The sequence below is a fragment of the Pseudoneobacillus rhizolycopersici genome (genome assembly GCF_054786815.1).
Window position 1 is genome coordinate 15074 of record NZ_JBTOOE010000028.1, and the last position, 17010, is coordinate 32083.

Below are 17010 nucleotides of genomic sequence, written 5' to 3' on the forward strand. Positions count from 1 at the left end.
AGTAGTAAACTCTATTGTTGGAAAGGTTTTAAGAATATTGTTGAAAAAAAGGTAACAAAAGTAGATAAAAAACCGTTGACAAACTTTTTGGTCTACTGATATAATTTATAGTTTTTATTTGACTATTTTATGTCAAAGTGTTATACTTAACATAGTGAGGTGGACTTAATGGCAAAAACTTTAGCCGATATTAAAAAGGCCTTAGATTCGAATCTAGGGAAGAAACTTTTACTCAAGGCAAACGGCGGACGTAGAAAAACGATTGAACGTTTTGGTATTTTAGCTGAAACATACCCATCTGTATTTGTCATTCAACTAGATCAAGATGAAAACGCCTTTGAACGTGTTTCCTATAGTTATGCGGATGTTTTAACAGAAACCGTTCAAATTACCTTCTATGACGAATCTGCAGAAACACAAGCATTAAGTTAATTTCATACACCATATAAAATAACAGTGAACAAAATGTTGACTGTTTTTTTATTTGCATAAAAATAACACATACTAATACTAAGCACGTGTGGTAGAAGGGGTGTTGTCATGAGCAGAAGAAGAGGGATTATGTCCTACCAGTTTAAAGAAGAATTGGCCAAGGATTTAGGTTTCTATGATGTCGTCCAAAAGGAAGGATGGGGCGGCATTCGTGCAAAAGATGCTGGAAACATGGTTAAACGGGCTGTTGAACTAGCCCAGCAACAACTTCTTAACTCAAACAGAAAAATGTAGCGCCCAATTAGCGGCTTAAATACCCACCGTGCAAAAGAAGTCAAGGGACCACCCTTGACTTTTTTTAAATATATACATTTTATCACGTCTTGAATGCTGCATTTTGTGGTAAAATAGGACAAAATGTGCGCAGACCGCTAATGAAGAGGTGGAAGTAGTGAAGCTTTTAGTAAAAGCTCCGGCTAAGATTAATTTATCGCTTGATGTTTTATCGAAACGGCCGGATGGGTACCACGAGGTAGAGATGATCATGACAACCATTGATTTAGCTGATCGATTAGAATTATCCTTACTCGATCAGGATCAGATTGTCATTCATTCTCACAATCGTTTTGTACCTGATGATCAAAGAAATCTCGCCTTTCAAGCAGCCCTAGCTTTGAAAGAACGATATCAAGTAAAAAAGGGAGTTGTCATATCAATTGATAAATCGATTCCCGTTGCCGCAGGTCTCGCTGGTGGCAGCAGTGATGCGGCAGCAACTTTAAGAGGACTAAATCAACTATGGCAGTTGGGGCTAACCTTAGATGAACTGGCTGAAATCGGTGCGGAAATTGGCTCAGACGTTTCTTTTTGCGTATATGGGGGAACCGCTTTAGCAAAAGGTAGAGGGGAGCTAATCTCACGATTGCCGGCACCACCAACTTGTTGGGTGATTCTAGCTAAGCCTTTTATTGGTGTTTCAACTGCAGATGTTTATCGTAGGCTAGATATTAATCAAATCGTCCATCCGAATACTTCGGAAATGATTAAAGGGATTAAAGATGCTGATTATGACCATGTTTGTCGCCATATGGGCAATGTCTTAGAATCTGTTACCTTACCATTACATCCGGAAGTGGCACAAATTAAAGAACAAATGAAACGTTTTGGTGCAGATGCTGTTTTGATGAGTGGGAGTGGACCGACTGTCTTTGGTCTTGTTCGACATGATTCGCGAATGCATCGAATCTATAATGGATTAAGGGGTTTTTGTGATCAAGTATTTGCTGTTCGTTTATTGGGAGAACGTCACACCCTTGATTAAACACGGATAATAATGGTATAGTTACTTTAAAATATTCGGTTTTTGGGGGTGAATGTATGAAGTTTCGTCGCAGTGAACGGCTAATTGACATGACATCCTATTTACTAGATCATCCAGAGCAACTTATTCCACTTACATACTTTGCTGATAAATACGGCTCGGCCAAATCCTCCATTAGTGAAGACCTTGCGATCATTAAGGATACTTTCGAAACAAGAGGGATTGGAACCTTGCAAACAGTAGCTGGAGCAGCTGGTGGTGTTAAATATTCTGTTAAAATTAGTGATGAGATGGCAAGACCATTTGTTCAGGAGCTTTGCCAGCTTATCGCTAGTCCGGATCGACTATTACCTGGTGGTTACCTATATATGACGGATATTCTTGGCAATCCTTCAATCGTGCAGTCAGCCGGGAAGATTATTGCCTCTGCCTATGCCAATGCTAATATTGATATGGTTATGACAGTCGCAACGAAAGGTATACCTTTAGCCTATGCAGTAGCAAGTCAACTTAATGTACCAGTTGTTATTGTCCGCCGCGATAATAAAGTGACAGAGGGGTCAACGGTTAGCATTAATTACGTCACAGGCTCTGCCAAACGTATTCAAACCATGTTTCTTTCAAAACGAAGTCTTTCACAAGGGTCAAAAGTGTTAATTGTCGATGACTTTATGAAAGCGGGCGGAACCATAAAAGGAATGATGAATCTGCTTGAGGAATTCCAAGCAAGTTTAGCCGGTATTGCCGTATTAGTGGAATCTGAAGAAATCGATGAACGATTAATCGATGAATACATTTCGCTGGTACAACTTTCGAATGTAAACGAAAAGGAAAGAACCATTAATGTTAGAGAAGGAAATTATTTTAGACGAGGAGGAATTGAAAATGAAGGTAATTCAAACTAATCAAGCACCTGCAGCAATTGGGCCTTATTCACAAGGTATCGTCGTTAATAATCTTTTTTATAGTTCAGGGCAAATTCCATTGAACGCAGAAGGACAAATGGTGACAGGTGATATTAAGGAACAAACTCACCAAGTTTTTAAAAACCTGGAAGCTCTTTTAGAAAGTGCGGGAGCAAGTTTTGATACTGTTGTTAAAGCGACTGTATTTATCAAAAATATGGACGACTTTGCGGCCATTAACGAAATCTATGGCCAATATTTTCATCATCATAAACCGGCTCGGTCTTGTGTGGAGGTAGCGCGTCTTCCTAAAGATGCCGAAGTGGAAATCGAAGTTATTGCGCTAGTAAAGTAATTTAGTCCTTCTGCACCTTTTTCAAAATATTTTACAAATTAAGCAGGAATTACATAAAATTTGTAGAATGTAGTTACTAGCATTTTAACTTCGAAGAAAAGGGTGTGAACAAAATGGAAGTGACTGATGTAAGATTACGTCGTGTAAACACAGAAGGTCGTATGAGAGCAATCGCATCAATTACCCTGGATAATGAATTTGTTGTCCATGATATCCGTGTCATTGATGGTAATAACGGTTTATTTGTTGCGATGCCAAGTAAAAGAACTCCAGACGGTGAATTCCGTGATATCGCTCATCCGATTAACTCTGGTACACGCGGTAAAATCCAAGAAGCTGTACTAGCTGAATACCACCGTTTAGGTGAACTAGAAGTTGAATTTGAAGAAGCTGGAGCTTCTTAGAAGAATACACCAAGGGCCTACTTCAATAGTTGGCTCTTTTTTATTTACCCCCAAACTTCTTATTTCAAACCTCTTTTATAAAAAAAATCCTCTTTACTCTTACCTAACGCACAGCCCAATATCCGGCTCCTAGTGGACTTTATCCTCCCTCCCTACGGAACAAAACGGTCTCTTTCGCTTTTGTATCTTCCTTGAAATAAACCAATATTTAAGATATATTTTTATATGGATAATACTGATTTCGTTAATATTGTTGTTTACCGAACGTATCACGTTCTTGGTTTTTATTTCGTCACTCTTTTCGTATGCTTAAGACTAGAGAATAGAAGAAAATAATTCTATTAGCGATAAGTTTATGAAAAGAGTCTTTGATAAAAAGGTGAATTGGAGGACGCTTATGTCTAATAGATATGCCGTCATTTTGGCTGCGGGCCAAGGAACAAGAATGAAGTCGAAGCTTTATAAGGTACTTCATCCTGTTTGTGGTAAGCCGATGGTCCAACATGTGGTTGATCAAATTCGTACGCTTCAAATAGAAAATATTGTGACCATCATCGGTCATGGTGCGGAAATAGTAAAGGCACAGCTTGGCAACAGCAGCTCCTATGCCTTACAAGCGGAGCAACTTGGTACGGCACACGCTGTTTTACAGGCAAAAGACGCCTTAGAAGGGAAAGAAGGCATAACAATAGTTGTATGTGGCGATACACCGTTGATTAAAGCTGAAACCATTGAAAGCTTATTTCAACACCATCAGGAGAATGGGGCCAAGGCTTCTGTATTAACAGCAAAAGCTGATGACCCAACTGGCTATGGTAGAATTATCCGGAACGAGTTAGGTCATGTTGAAAAAATTGTCGAGCATAAGGATGCCACGGATGAGGAACGGAAAGTAAACGAAATTAATACGGGTACCTATTGTTTCGATAATAAAGCTTTATTCGAAGCATTAAAAAACGTTTCCAATGACAATGTCCAAGGGGAATATTATTTGCCTGATGTGATTGAAATCATGAAAAAACAAGGGGAAGTTGTTGTTGCCTACCAAACTAACGACTTTTATGAAACGCTTGGGGTCAATGATCGCGTCGCTTTAGCAGAAGCAGAAGTCCTAATGAGAAAACGGATTAATGAAGCGCATATGAAGAACGGCGTAACGTTTATTGATTCTGCGGCTACCTATATTGATTCAGACGTCCAAATCGGAAGAGATACGATTGTTTACCCTGGATGCGTGTTAAAAGGGAAAACAGTGATTGGTGAGGATTGTACAATCGGACCTCATACAGAAATAGACAATTGCGAAATTGGTAATGATACCGTTATTAAACAATCTGTTGCCCATAATAGCTCCATTGGTTCACGTGTAAATATCGGTCCATTTGCCCATATTCGTCCTGATTCTTCGATTTCCGATGATGTGAAGATCGGCAACTTTGTGGAAGTGAAGAAATCCGTATTCGGACAAGGTAGTAAAGCCTCCCATCTTAGCTATATTGGCGATGCTGAAGTAGGATCTAATGTAAATCTGGGCTGTGGCTCGATTACAGTCAATTACGATGGTAAAAATAAATATTTAACAAAAATTGAAGATGATGTGTTTGTTGGCTGTAATTCTAACTTAGTTGCCCCTGTAACTGTTGGCAAAGGAGCTTATATTGCTGCAGGTTCAACGATTACAAAGAATGTTCCGGCCGAGGCACTTTCGATTGCTAGAGCGAGACAAGAAAATAAAGAAAACTATGTGAAGAAGCTTAATCTAAAGAAATAAACTTGGAGGTTCGCGAAATGTCTAACAAATACTTAGATCCGAAAATGAAGTTGTTTAGTTTGAATTCGAACAAGGCGCTTGCAGAGGAAATTGCTAAGGTGATTGGAGTTGAGCTTGGAAAGAACTCCGTAACTAGATTTAGCGACGGTGAAATTCAAATTAATATTGAAGAAAGTATCCGTGGCTGTGATGTATTCGTTATCCAGTCCACAAGCGGACCTGTCAATGAACATTTAATGGAATTACTCATTATGATTGATGCGTTAAAACGCGCATCTGCGAAAACGATTAATATTGTTATGCCTTATTATGGCTATGCCCGCCAAGATCGTAAAGCGCGTGCCCGCGAGCCGATTACGGCAAAACTAGTAGCGAATCTTCTTGAAACTGCAGGTGCTACGCGTGTCATTACTCTTGATTTACATGCGCCGCAAATCCAAGGTTTCTTTGATATCCCAATTGATCATTTAATGGGTGTGCCGATTTTATCCGAATACTTTAAATCAAAGAAATTTGACCATGACATCGTGATTGTATCACCTGACCATGGTGGAGTTACTCGTGCTCGTAAACTAGCTGAGCGTTTAAAAGCACCAATTGCGATAATCGACAAGCGTCGACCAAGACCTAATGTTGCAGAAGTAATGAATATTGTTGGGAATATTGAAGGTAAAGTTGCCATCTTGATTGATGATATTATTGATACTGCTGGTACTATTACACTAGCAGCCAATGCTTTAGTTGAAAATGGCGCAGCTGAAGTTTATGCGTGCTGTACACACCCTGTTTTATCAGGTCCAGCCATCAGTAGAATCGAAAATTCCAATATTAAAGAATTAGTTGTGACCAACTCTATTGCACTGGCAGAAGAAAAGAAAATTGGTAAAATTCACGAGCTATCAGTGGCGCCATTAATCGGCGAAGCGATTATTCGTGTCCACGAAGAGCAATCAGTTAGTACCCTTTTTGATTAAAAATTCAGGCTTGCATACTCCATGCAAGCCTTTCTCTACTAGCTAAATAATTTCATTTTTCTAAAAAAATGATTGGGTGTTTAGACCTTCCTCTTTTGGGGCAATTTTAGATATAGATTGTCAAATTTCTTCAAGAAAAGGATGGTAAACCTATGGCTAGTTCACTTAGAGCAACTGAACGTAATCAATTTCGCAATTCTGAACTACGTAAAATTAGACAGCAAGGAAATATTCCGGCCGTTGTTTATGGACGGAAGGTTGAGAGTAAACCGGTTTTTGTTGATAAACTAGAATTAATTAAAACGATAAAAACGGTCGGCAGAAATGGGGTCATTTCTCTTGATATTGGTGGGGAAAAACAAGATGTCATTTTAACGGAGTACCAAGAGGACTCACTTAAAAAAGATATTGTCCATGCTGACTTTCTAGCTGTTGATAAATCTTCTAAACTTACTGTAGAAGTACGGGTGGTTTTAACAGGAGAAGCAGTCGGAGTAAAGGATGGCGGTGTTTTACAGCAAGCGTTTCATGAACTATCGATTACCGCTACACCAGACAATATTCCTTCTGCATTGGAGATCGATATCACGAATCTTCAAGTAGGAGAAACGGTTACGGTTGATGATATTCTTTATCAAGGCGATTTTTCCATCAATCATGAACCAGAATTGACTATTGCCTCCATCCTACCACCTAAGGTTGAAAAAGAGATTAGCTCAGGTGAGCAGCAAGAAGGTGGACAACCTGTTAATCAAGAAGGAAGAGAAACCGAAGCAGATGAATCATAAACGATATGGCCTTACCCTTACTACCTAAGTAGGTAAGGCCTTTGATTTGGATAAAAAAGGGGAAACAAGGCTATGAAACTAATCGTCGGTTTAGGAAATCCCGGCAAACAATATGAACGAACAAGACATAATGTAGGCTTTGATGTTATTGATGTATTGGCTAAAGAACTTAATATCGAATTGGATCAATTAAAGTTTAAAGGTTTATTCGGAATGGGTATGGTAGGCGGGGAAAAGGTGTTATTACTAAAGCCTTTAACTTATATGAATTTATCCGGGGAATCTATTTTAGCCGTGGCGGATTTCTATAATATTCCTGACGAACAATTGGTTGTCATTTATGATGATTTGGACCTTCCGGTAGGAAAGTTAAGGTTACGACAAAAGGGAAGTGCCGGTGGGCATAACGGAATTAAATCGACGATTGCACATTTAGGTACCCAAGAGTTTAATCGAATCCGAATAGGGATTGACCGTCCAAAAGGTGGCATGAGTGTTTCTAACTATGTGTTAAGTCGGTTTACTGATGAGGAGCAACAAATGATTGATGAGGTTGCTAAAAGAAGTGCGGAGGCTTGTAAAGCATGGTTAACGAAGCCATTTTTACAAGTCATGAATGAATTTAATCAATAACACATACGCCGAAAACCTTAAACATACAATTGTATAAGTTCCCTCCACAAGGAGCATACTAACAATACTTGGGTAGTATGAGGAGGAGGGCAAGTTTTGGCGATACATTACCATTGTCGTCATTGTGGTCAAAAACTAGGTTCTTTAGAAGATTTATCTCTAGAAACGGAACGTCTTGGATTACATTTATTAACCGTAGAGGAGCGAGAATCTATGGTTCAATATCACTCGTCAGGTGATGTTTACGTCCAATCTATCTGTGAGGATTGCCATGAATCGCTACAACGTAATCCAGATTTCCATCAATATGACTATTTAATCCATTAACGGTAAATGGGCTTTGGATATCATCCAAAGCATTTTTCCGTTTAACTATATACATTATATTTAGATTGGTGATTGGAGCTAAAAGGCGCTACGCTTTCCGTGGGCGGTCCGGGAAGCCTCCTCGTCGCTCTCGCGACTCCGGGGTCTTCCCTGTTCCGTACTCCCACAGGAGTCTCCGCGCCTTTTAGCTCCAATCACCATGCATAAAAAGCGAATTTTATATCCAAATAAAAAATTTCAGAGAGGAGGTCAATCTGATGAGGGGATTAATTGATCTGTTTCGGCAACAGGATGATGTGAAGACCATTATTAATGGGATGAATGAAGGATTAAGGGAACAGTTGGTCGCTGGACTTTCGGGATCGGCAAGAACCTTATTTTTGGCTTCCATATATGAGGAAACGAAAAAACCAATCTTAATCATTACTCATAACCTACTTCAAGCACAAAAGCTTTATGAGGATTTGATTAACACCATCCCTGCCGGGGAGGTTTTCTTATATCCGGCCAATGAATTAATCGCAGCGGAATTAAGTATTGCTAGCCCTGAGCTGAAAGCCCAGAGAATTGAGGCATTAAATTATTGGAGCAAGCATAAAAATGGCATCGTCATTGCGCCAATAGCAGGATTGCGTAAGTTATTGCCTGCGAAGGAACAATGGGCGAAGCATCAAATCAAGCTGTCAGTAGGCGAAGAAATCGATATCGCTACCTTGCTATTGCAGCTTGTAAAAATGGGTTATGTGCGTTCTGGGATGGTTGCAACCCCGGGTGAATTCAGTATGCGTGGCGGAATTTTAGATATTTATCCACTTACTGAAAGTGAGCCAATTCGGATAGAATTGTTTGACACAGAAGTAGATTCGATTCGATATTTTTCGCTTGAGGATCAGCGTTCCAAAAATAAAATTAGTGAAATCACCATCGGTCCTGCGACGGAAAACCCGATGGAAGATGATCAGCTCCATATTGTCAAAGAAAAGCTTGCTGATAGTCTTGCTACTAGTTTAACGAAACTGAAAGATGCAAAATTAAAAAGCTTGCTCGGTCAAAATATTAGTTTTGAACTGGAACAGTTGCAAAACGGTCAAAGACCTGATCAACTATTTAAATATTTATCCTATGTCTATCGGGATAGTTTAATAGATTATTTACCTCAGAAAGGTATTATTTTTGTAGATGAAATTAGTAGAGTCTATGAAATGAATGATTCGCTTGAGAAGGAAGAGGCGGAATGGTACACATCGTTATTGGCTGAAGGAATGATGGTGCATGATTTGAAAATTTCCCATCAGCTTGCGGGATTACTGCAAAAGCCAATCCATCCGATCGTGTATTTATCGTTATTTTTAAGACATGTGCCGAATACAAATCCGCAAAATATTCTCAATGTATCCTGTAAACAAATGCAGAGCTTTCATGGGCAAATGAATGTGTTAAAAACAGAACTTGACCGTTGGAGAAAGGGAAAGTTTTCGGTATTACTGATTGGCTCTGATGAAGAACGGGTTAATAAGCTTCAACGGGTATTAGAAGATTATGATATTAACGCTACAACCATAAGTCGTGATGAGAAGATTCGACCTGGATCCGTGCAAATTTCTTATGGCGGCCTGCAAACTGGTTTTGAGCTGCCTTTGCAAAAGGTTGCAGTCATTACAGAGCAAGAGCTATTTAATAAAAAGACAAAGAAACCACAGCGAAGACAAAAATTGTCAAATGCAGAACGGATAAAAAATTATTCTGAGTTAAAGGTCGGCGACCATGTCGTACATGTTAATCATGGAATCGGTAAGTACTTAGGAATTGAAACATTGGTGATTAATGGAATTCATAAGGATTACTTACATATCCGTTATCAAGGCTCGGACAAACTGTATGTCCCAGTCGAGCAAATTGATTTAGTGCAAAAATATGTCGCTTCCGAAGGTAAAGAACCGAAAATATATAAGTTGGGTGGAAGTGATTGGAAACGGGTAAAGAAGAAGGTTCATGCTTCTGTTCAAAATATTGCGGATGATTTAATTAAATTATATGCCGAAAGAGAAGCGGCAAAAGGCTATGCATTTTCCCCAGATGGTGATATGCAAAGAGAGTTTGAAATGAATTTTCCCTATGAGGAGACAGAGGATCAACTTCGCTCCATTCACGAAATTAAAAAGGATATGGAAAAAGAGCGACCAATGGACCGCTTATTATGTGGAGATGTTGGTTATGGGAAAACAGAGGTAGCGATTCGGGCTGTTTTTAAGGCGATTGCCGATGGGAAACAGGTTGCCTTCCTAGTTCCAACAACAATCCTAGCCCAGCAGCATTTTGAAACGATGAGAGAAAGATTTCAGGATTATCCGATTAATATTGGTTTATTAAGTCGTTTCCGTTCCAAGAAACAACAAACAGATACCATAAAAGGGCTGAAAGAGGGTACGATTGATGTTGTGGTTGGCACCCATCGCTTGCTTTCAAAGGATATCATTTATCGTGACCTTGGTTTACTTGTCATTGATGAAGAGCAACGTTTCGGTGTGACTCATAAGGAAAAAATTAAACAGTTAAAAACGAATATCGATGTTCTTACGTTAACTGCAACACCAATTCCTCGTACGCTGCATATGTCGATGTTGGGTGTAAGGGATTTATCTGTCATTGAGACCCCACCTGAAAATCGTTTCCCAGTGCAAACCTATGTAATGGAATATAACGGTGGACTTGTTCGCGAGGCAATTGAACGGGAGCTGGCAAGGGATGGACAAGTGTATTTTCTTTATAATCGAGTTGAGGATATTAATCGGAAAGCGGAGGAAATCTCTTTGCTCGTTCCCGATGCTAGAGTTGCTTGCGCTCATGGTCAAATGTCAGAGAATGAACTTGAATCGGTTATGCTATCATTTTTAGCAGGAGATTTTGATGTTCTTGTGTCAACGACAATCATTGAAACAGGTGTTGATATTCCGAATGTCAATACGTTAATTGTCTTTGATGCGGACCGGATGGGTCTATCTCAGCTATACCAATTACGGGGACGGGTAGGCCGCTCAAATCGTGTCGCCTATGCTTATTTTACCTATCGTAAGGATAAAGTATTAACCGAAATAGCTGAAAAACGTCTACAGGCCATCAAAGAATTTACTGAACTTGGTTCTGGATTCAAAATTGCGATGCGCGACTTATCGATTCGTGGAGCGGGAAATCTGCTTGGAGCTGAACAGCATGGTTTTATTGATTCCGTAGGATTTGATTTGTATTCGCAAATGTTAAAAGAAGCGATTGAAGACCGGAAAGGCAGTCCTGACTTGATGGAACGAGTTAGCGTAGAAATTGATCTTGAAGTTGATGCGTATATTCCAGACTCTTATATAGCTGATGGCCACCAAAAAATTGAAATGTATAAACGTTTTAGAGGGATTGGCTCCATTGAGGATATCGAAGAACTACAAGAGGAAATGCTTGACCGGTTTGGTGAATATCCCGATGAGGTTGCTTACTTATTCCAAATTGCTGAAATGAAGGTGTATGCCAACATCGCTGGAATCGAAATGATTAAGCAGGTGAAGGATGAGATTACCATTTTAACTTCAGAGCGAGGTACCACACAAATCAATGGTGAAAGTATTTTTAAGAAAAGTAATGACTTCCCGAAAGTTGTCGGTTTAGGAATGGAAGGGAAGAAATTTAAAATGACCGTTCAGACGAAAGGGTTAAAAGCGCAAAAATGGCTTGCTATTACTTTTGAAATGATAAAAGTGATGGCCATATCGAAGAAAGAAGAAAATCAACAAAAAAATGCGATTTAAAATAATTTGTTTTCATTTTATGTTTAAGTTGGAATATAAAGGGTAATTGTATTCTATCAATTCTTTCAAACGCCGATTGATTGTTTTGGTAAAAACAACCAAATAAGAAAAAATCTTTGTATGTGAATAGAACTTTCCATATGAAAGATACTAAGTTCAAACTTGGAGATGATTTCAAGTAGAAAAGGCTGTAACTTAGCCTCGGACAAAGTTTTTGAAGCCGTTTCCAAAATCAATCATCAGATGAAAGAGAGGCAACGTTGAATGAAAGCAACTGGAATAGTTCGTCGAATTGATGATTTGGGTCGTGTTGTAATACCAAAGGAGATCCGCAGAACGCTGCGAATTCGTGAGGGAGACCCATTAGAAATCTTTGTTGATCGTGATGGGGAAGTTATCCTTAAAAAATATTCCCCGATCAGTGAGTTAAGTGATTTCGCTAAGGAATACGCAGAAGCTTTGTATGACAGTTTAGGAAACCCTGTCTTAATTTGTGACCGTGATGCCTATATTGCGGTTGCAGGAAGCTCTAAAAAAGATTACTTGAATAAAAACATTAGTGAACTCATTGAAAAGAAGATGGAAGAACGTAATGCTGTGCTAGTAACTACACCAGGTGATATCGCGATTATTGAAGGTAGCGAAGAAAATGTTTCATCTTATACAGTTGGACCAATCATTGCAAACGGTGACCCAATTGGGGCTGTGTTAATTTTCGCTAAGGAAGGCACATTAGGTGAAGTTGAGAAAAAGGCAGTCGAAACAGCAGCCGGCTTCCTAGCAAGACAAATGGAAAACTAAATCAATAGGAAAGGGGTAGCGCTCAAGGCTACCTTTTTTTCTTTTGTATTTTTTAGTCTGGCCAATATGCTATAATTACTTTCGATAATCCAAATTGGAAGGAGTTGGGCTTGTGAAGCCCAATCAGCGTTCAAAAGACTGGTTTAAAGGGGCGTTTATTTTAACCATTGGTGCCCTTCTAACAAAACTGTTAAGTGCCATTTATCGGATTCCATTTCAGAATATGGTTGGAGATATTGGCTTTTACATATATCAGCAGGTTTATCCTTTTTATGGCTTGGCGTTGGTTTTATCCACCTATGGATTTCCTGTCATCATTTCTAAACATTTTACGGAATTACAGGAAGAGGGTCGAACCGACAAAGCTGAGCGCTTTCTTGCTCATTCTTTTTTTATTTTAGCAGTACTAGGAATGTTCTCATTTTTAAGTTTGTATTTTGGAGCTGGATTCCTTGCTAAGCAGATGAAGGATCCAAATCTCGCTATTCTTTTAAAGGTCATTTCCCTTGTATTTCTTATTTTTCCCATCATCTCTGTTTTTCGTGGATATTTTCAAGGGATTGGATATATGGTTCCAACGGCCACTTCACAAGTCGGTGAACAACTCGTACGGGTTGTAACGATATTAGTAGTTGCGGTATTGTTTATGAAAAATGATTTATCGCTTTATTTAGTGGGAAGTGGTGCAGCCTTCGGTTCGATTTCTGGTGGTATAGTTGCCGTCTTCATCTTAATGCTCTTTTTCTTGCAAGAGAAAAGAAATATACCCATATTTAGAGTTTGGCAGAGGCCAGTTTTAGCAGATATGAAAGAAGCCTGGAAGCTATTACTGTTTCAGGGATTTGCCGTTTGTATCAGCGGAATGCTATTAATATTTATTCAATTAGCAGACTCATTAAATATGCTATCTTTATTAATAAACTCGGGGATAGCCGCAGAGACTGCCAAAACGTTAAAGGGTATTTATGATCGTGGTCAACCATTAATTCAGCTTGGAAGTATTGTTGCCACTTCGATGTCCCTTTCCCTTGTCCCAGTTATTTCGAGTGTGAGAATAAAAGCTGACACTACTCAATTAAATGAAAAGATCCAACTTGCTTTGCAAATTGGCTTAATGATTAGTATGGCGGCTACGGTCGGTTTAATGGCCATCGTCAAGCCGACTAATATCATGCTTTATGAAAATGAGGTAGGATCATCGGTGTTAGCAATATTAACGCTGATCATCCTGTTAAGTAGTATGGCGATAACGGTTATCGCCATCTTGCAGGGCTTAGGTGTGATGTACTATCCTGCAGCGGTTATTGTTATCATCTTTTTCATAAAGTATGGCTTAAACCTTTTACTCATTCCAAAGTTGGATTCAGCAGGAGCGGCTACCGCATCGGTCTTCAGCATCGCAATCGGTCTATTATTACTATTTTGGAAATTGAAAAAAACGATAGGGACATCCTTATTAACTGGTAAGTTTCTAATCAGATTATTGCTAGCCGTTACTACGATGTTTCTACTCGTTAAAGCTAGCTTAGTTATAACTACCCCAATTTTCAAATGGGTAGACTCTGAACGACTACTTGCTGCTATTCAAGCCCTTTGTGGAGTGGCGGTAGGTGGGTTAACCTTTTTCATCGTTGTTTTACGTATGAATCTTATTAAGGCAGTTGATTTAGCACTATTGCCTTTTGGAAGTAAGCTTCTTTACTTGCTTTTTGAGACAAAAAAGGAGTCGAAAAAATGAATAAAAATAAAATAGAAATTATCGGTTTAGGTGCCGGGGATCTTAATCAACTACCTTTAGGTGTTTATCGCAAGCTACAAGGTGAAGAACGACTATTTTTTAGAACAAAAGAACATCCGGTCATCAAGGAACTTGAAAAGGAAGGACTGGTTTACACTTCCTTTGATGATGTTTATGAAGCTTTCGACCAATTTGAAGCGGTTTATCAGGAGATTTGCCAGAGGCTCATAACCGAAGCTCAGAATCATTCGATTATTTATGCAGTACCCGGACACCCACTTGTTGCCGAAAGAACGGTACAGCTATTATTGGAACGCCAGGAAACTGGAGAAGTTCAAGTTGAAATCGTTGGTGGGCATAGCTTTATTGATGCATTGTTTCAAGCATTAAAAATTGACCCAGTTGAAGGATTCCAATTACTAGATGGGACATTCCTGAAGAGAGAGCAACTGCAAATTACCCAGCACATGATTATTTCTCAAGTTTATGATCGCTTTGTGGCCTCAGATGTAAAGCTTATCTTAATGGAGCTACTTCCAGCGGAGTATCCAATTACGATTATCACCGCAGCGGGTAGTACAGGTGAAAGCTTAAAGGTTGTCCCGCTATATGAGCTAGATCATAAAGTAGCCTTAAACAATTTAACTTCTTTGTACGTGCCCCCTGTAAAAGAAGAAATCGTATTAAGAAAGCAGTTTTTTAAGCTCAGAGAGATTATTGCTGCTCTAAGAGGGCCGAACGGCTGTCCTTGGGATAAAAAACAAACCCATGAATCATTAAAAAAATATTTAATTGAAGAAACCTTTGAAGTGGTCGATGCGATTAATCGTGATGACGACGACCTGATTATTGAAGAATTAGGCGATGTATTGCTGCAGGTACTGCTGCATGCCCAAATTGGCGAAGATGAAGGGTATTTCTCGATTGACGATATTATTGAAACATTAGCAAATAAAATGGTCCGCAGACATCCACACGTTTTCGGAACGGAAGTGGCAGAAAATGCCGACGAAGTGGTAACACTCTGGGAGGATATAAAAAGTAAGGAAAAAGGTGAACGAACAGAATCGCTATTAGCAGGTGTCGGATATGAACTTCCAAATTTAGTGAGGGCATATGAACTTCAGAAAAAAGCAGCCAAGGTAGGCTTTGATTGGGATGATATTGCACCGGCGATTGAAAAGGTTCATGAAGAAATGGCCGAATTACAGGCAGAAATGAAAAAAGATGAACGAGATGAAGAATTGTTAATGAAGGAATATGGTGATATTCTTTTTGCCCTGGTCAATGTCGGCCGATTTTTAAAAATTCAACCTGAAGAGGCTCTTTTTACAACAAACGAGAAATTTAAACGTCGATTTGAATTTATTGAGGAAAAAGTAAAAAAGAGCGGTAAAGATTTTTCAGCTTTTACTTTAGTCGAATTAGACCAGTTTTGGGATGAAGCGAAACGGCAAGGTTTATAAAGGGAAGGGGAAAAATGATGCGATTAGATAAATTTTTAAAAGTATCCAGATTAATCAAAAGAAGAACGTTAGCGAAAGAGGTTTCCGACCAAGGTCGAATTTTGATTAACGGTAAAGAGGCAAAAGCTAGCTCCACTGTAAAGGTTAACGATGAGCTAACCGTTCAGTTTGGTAACAAGGTCGTCGTTGTTAGAATTGATCAGATTCAAGAAACAAGTAAAAAAGAAGAAGCCGCTGACATGTACACGATTATCAAAGAAGAGAGAATTCAACTCGAATCATAACAGCTTGTTCTATATTTGGGCTCATCCTCATAGACTTGTACAAAGTTTTACTTTGTGAGGAATGTGAGGGATAAATATGAACCAATACTATGACAGTAATAGCCCGAAAGTAACTGAAAAAGAGCACGATGTGATCATGAGAGGAAGACGTCTCCTTGATATCACTGGGGTGAAACAGGTAGAAAGCTTTGATAATGAGGAATTTTTGTTAGAAACAGTGATGGGTTTTTTAGCGATTAAGGGACAAAATCTACAAATGAAAAACTTGGATGTCGACAAAGGAATCGTCTCCATTAAAGGGAAGATTTTTGACCTTGTTTATTTGGATGAACATCATGGGGAGAAGGCTAAGGGCTTCTTTAGCAAGTTATTCAAATGACACTCACCACTCAGTTTTACACAATGCTATCAATGGTAGGTATGGGGATACTTTTTGGTATCTCCTTAGATACTTATCAACGCTTTCTTAATCGTCCGAAACGAAAACGCTGGATTGTTTTTATCAATGATTTTTTATTTTGGCTAGTCCAAGGACTCCTCATCTTTTATACCTTATTTCTAGTAAACAAAGGGGAAATAAGGTTTTATATTTTTCTGGCCTTATTATGTGGTTTCGCTTTCTACCAAAGCTTATTGAAACGTCTATATTTAAAATTACTAGAGCTGATGATTCAAACCTGCATTTCCATATACTTGTTTATGAAAAAAACTTTTATTTTCCTCTTGTGGAAACCAATTGTGTTGATTATTAGCCTTTTAATTTCGCTATTATTTGCACTGTATAAGGGATTTTTAGCGCTCATTCGACTTATTTTTCGTATCATCAAATGGGTTCTAGGTATCTTATGGAAATTGATTATATGGACTTTTCTCCTATTTTGGAAACTTATGCCGAAAAAGGTTAAAAAAATCGTCGAGAAGTTATATAATAGATGGGCAGGAATTTTTTTACGAATCAAGAATTATTTCCATAGATGGATAAATCGTTTTAAAAAGCCAAAAGAGTAAGGAGGTAAA

General features: G+C 38.8%; 18 protein-coding genes. All 18 read left to right on the top strand.

Annotated features, from left to right (window positions below):
- Positions 1 to 168 precede the first annotated feature (168 nt).
- The 18 genes from veg to yabQ all read left to right on the top strand — a co-directional run bounded on the left by veg (position 169) and on the right by yabQ (position 17001).
- Positions 169 to 432, top strand: a complete 264-nt coding sequence (veg, locus tag ACX9YW_RS20225; RefSeq protein WP_460349917.1) for a biofilm formation stimulator Veg — start codon at positions 169 to 171, stop codon at positions 430 to 432.
- Between the two features lie 108 nt (positions 433 to 540).
- The gene (locus tag ACX9YW_RS20230) at positions 541 to 726 is read left to right on the top strand and encodes a small, acid-soluble spore protein, alpha/beta type (RefSeq protein WP_460349919.1); all 186 of its coding nucleotides are present in this window, start codon (positions 541 to 543) and stop codon (positions 724 to 726) included.
- Positions 727 to 883: 157 nt separating this feature from the next.
- Positions 884 to 1753 (top strand): 4-(cytidine 5'-diphospho)-2-C-methyl-D-erythritol kinase, encoded by an 870-nt coding sequence (gene ispE, locus ACX9YW_RS20235; RefSeq protein WP_460349921.1) that lies wholly within the window; start codon positions 884 to 886, stop codon positions 1751 to 1753.
- Between the two features lie 56 nt (positions 1754 to 1809).
- The gene (gene purR / locus ACX9YW_RS20240; protein ID WP_460349923.1) at positions 1810 to 2658 is read left to right on the top strand and encodes a pur operon repressor; all 849 of its coding nucleotides are present in this window, start codon (positions 1810 to 1812) and stop codon (positions 2656 to 2658) included.
- The gene (locus tag ACX9YW_RS20245; RefSeq protein ID WP_460349925.1) at positions 2639 to 3013 is read left to right on the top strand and encodes a RidA family protein; all 375 of its coding nucleotides are present in this window, start codon (positions 2639 to 2641) and stop codon (positions 3011 to 3013) included. Before purR ends, ACX9YW_RS20245 begins: the two co-directional genes overlap by 20 nt.
- Before the next feature lie 113 nt (positions 3014 to 3126).
- Entirely contained in the window at positions 3127 to 3417 is a 291-nt protein-coding gene (gene spoVG / locus ACX9YW_RS20250) for a septation regulator SpoVG (RefSeq protein ID WP_042453823.1), read from the top strand.
- A gap of 397 nt (positions 3418 to 3814) precedes the next feature.
- The gene (gene glmU / locus ACX9YW_RS20255) at positions 3815 to 5188 is read left to right on the top strand and encodes a bifunctional UDP-N-acetylglucosamine diphosphorylase/glucosamine-1-phosphate N-acetyltransferase GlmU (protein ID WP_460349927.1); all 1374 of its coding nucleotides are present in this window, start codon (positions 3815 to 3817) and stop codon (positions 5186 to 5188) included.
- Positions 5189 to 5205: 17 nt separating this feature from the next.
- Positions 5206 to 6162 (top strand): ribose-phosphate diphosphokinase, encoded by a 957-nt coding sequence (locus ACX9YW_RS20260; RefSeq protein ID WP_460349929.1) that lies wholly within the window; start codon positions 5206 to 5208, stop codon positions 6160 to 6162.
- A gap of 152 nt (positions 6163 to 6314) precedes the next feature.
- Positions 6315 to 6950 (top strand): 50S ribosomal protein L25/general stress protein Ctc, encoded by a 636-nt coding sequence (locus ACX9YW_RS20265; protein WP_460349931.1) that lies wholly within the window; start codon positions 6315 to 6317, stop codon positions 6948 to 6950.
- Between the two features lie 72 nt (positions 6951 to 7022).
- Positions 7023 to 7583 (top strand): aminoacyl-tRNA hydrolase, encoded by a 561-nt coding sequence (gene pth / locus ACX9YW_RS20270; RefSeq protein ID WP_460349933.1) that lies wholly within the window; start codon positions 7023 to 7025, stop codon positions 7581 to 7583.
- A gap of 96 nt (positions 7584 to 7679) precedes the next feature.
- Positions 7680 to 7910 (top strand): anti-sigma-F factor Fin, encoded by a 231-nt coding sequence (gene fin, locus ACX9YW_RS20275; RefSeq protein ID WP_460349935.1) that lies wholly within the window; start codon positions 7680 to 7682, stop codon positions 7908 to 7910.
- 257 nt (positions 7911 to 8167) lie between these two features.
- Positions 8168 to 11704: a transcription-repair coupling factor gene (mfd, locus tag ACX9YW_RS20280; RefSeq protein WP_460349937.1), complete on the top strand. Its 3537-nt coding sequence runs from the start codon at positions 8168 to 8170 to the stop codon at positions 11702 to 11704.
- Positions 11705 to 11968: 264 nt separating this feature from the next.
- The gene (gene spoVT / locus ACX9YW_RS20285) at positions 11969 to 12505 is read left to right on the top strand and encodes a stage V sporulation protein T (RefSeq protein WP_460349939.1); all 537 of its coding nucleotides are present in this window, start codon (positions 11969 to 11971) and stop codon (positions 12503 to 12505) included.
- A 112-nt stretch (positions 12506 to 12617) separates the two neighbouring features.
- Entirely contained in the window at positions 12618 to 14243 is a 1626-nt protein-coding gene (locus tag ACX9YW_RS20290) for a putative polysaccharide biosynthesis protein (RefSeq protein ID WP_460349941.1), read from the top strand.
- The gene (gene yabN / locus ACX9YW_RS20295) at positions 14240 to 15709 is read left to right on the top strand and encodes a bifunctional methyltransferase/pyrophosphohydrolase YabN (RefSeq protein ID WP_460349943.1); all 1470 of its coding nucleotides are present in this window, start codon (positions 14240 to 14242) and stop codon (positions 15707 to 15709) included. Before ACX9YW_RS20290 ends, yabN begins: the two co-directional genes overlap by 4 nt.
- Before the next feature lie 17 nt (positions 15710 to 15726).
- Positions 15727 to 15993: an RNA-binding S4 domain-containing protein gene (locus tag ACX9YW_RS20300; protein WP_460349991.1), complete on the top strand. Its 267-nt coding sequence runs from the start codon at positions 15727 to 15729 to the stop codon at positions 15991 to 15993.
- Positions 15994 to 16069: 76 nt separating this feature from the next.
- Positions 16070 to 16372, top strand: coding sequence for a sporulation protein YabP (yabP, locus tag ACX9YW_RS20305; RefSeq protein ID WP_460349945.1), 303 nt, complete (start codon positions 16070 to 16072; stop codon positions 16370 to 16372).
- A complete protein-coding gene (gene yabQ, locus ACX9YW_RS20310) occupies positions 16369 to 17001 on the top strand; it encodes a spore cortex biosynthesis protein YabQ (RefSeq protein ID WP_460349947.1) in 633 nt (210 codons plus the stop codon). Before yabP ends, yabQ begins: the two co-directional genes overlap by 4 nt.
- Positions 17002 to 17010: the final 9 nt, after the last annotated feature.

What these genes read in the sequence shown, in the direction of transcription:
- veg (WP_460349917.1), top strand. Translation starts at nt 169, where the DNA reads ATGGCAAAAACTTTAGCCGATATTAAAAAGGCCTTAGATTCGAATCTA.
- ACX9YW_RS20230 (WP_460349919.1), top strand. Translation starts at nt 541, where the DNA reads ATGAGCAGAAGAAGAGGGATTATGTCCTACCAGTTTAAAGAAGAATTG.
- purR (WP_460349923.1), top strand. Translation starts at nt 1,810, where the DNA reads ATGAAGTTTCGTCGCAGTGAACGGCTAATTGACATGACATCCTATTTA.
- ACX9YW_RS20245 (WP_460349925.1), top strand. Translation starts at nt 2,639, where the DNA reads ATGAAGGTAATTCAAACTAATCAAGCACCTGCAGCAATTGGGCCTTAT.
- spoVG (WP_042453823.1), top strand. Translation starts at nt 3,127, where the DNA reads ATGGAAGTGACTGATGTAAGATTACGTCGTGTAAACACAGAAGGTCGT.
- glmU (WP_460349927.1), top strand. Translation starts at nt 3,815, where the DNA reads ATGTCTAATAGATATGCCGTCATTTTGGCTGCGGGCCAAGGAACAAGA.
- ACX9YW_RS20260 (WP_460349929.1), top strand. Translation starts at nt 5,206, where the DNA reads ATGTCTAACAAATACTTAGATCCGAAAATGAAGTTGTTTAGTTTGAAT.
- ACX9YW_RS20265 (WP_460349931.1), top strand. Translation starts at nt 6,315, where the DNA reads ATGGCTAGTTCACTTAGAGCAACTGAACGTAATCAATTTCGCAATTCT.
- pth (WP_460349933.1), top strand. Translation starts at nt 7,023, where the DNA reads ATGAAACTAATCGTCGGTTTAGGAAATCCCGGCAAACAATATGAACGA.
- mfd (WP_460349937.1), top strand. Translation starts at nt 8,168, where the DNA reads ATGAGGGGATTAATTGATCTGTTTCGGCAACAGGATGATGTGAAGACC.
- spoVT (WP_460349939.1), top strand. Translation starts at nt 11,969, where the DNA reads ATGAAAGCAACTGGAATAGTTCGTCGAATTGATGATTTGGGTCGTGTT.
- yabN (WP_460349943.1), top strand. Translation starts at nt 14,240, where the DNA reads ATGAATAAAAATAAAATAGAAATTATCGGTTTAGGTGCCGGGGATCTT.
- ACX9YW_RS20300 (WP_460349991.1), top strand. Translation starts at nt 15,727, where the DNA reads ATGCGATTAGATAAATTTTTAAAAGTATCCAGATTAATCAAAAGAAGA.
- yabP (WP_460349945.1), top strand. Translation starts at nt 16,070, where the DNA reads ATGAACCAATACTATGACAGTAATAGCCCGAAAGTAACTGAAAAAGAG.
- yabQ (WP_460349947.1), top strand. Translation starts at nt 16,369, where the DNA reads ATGACACTCACCACTCAGTTTTACACAATGCTATCAATGGTAGGTATG.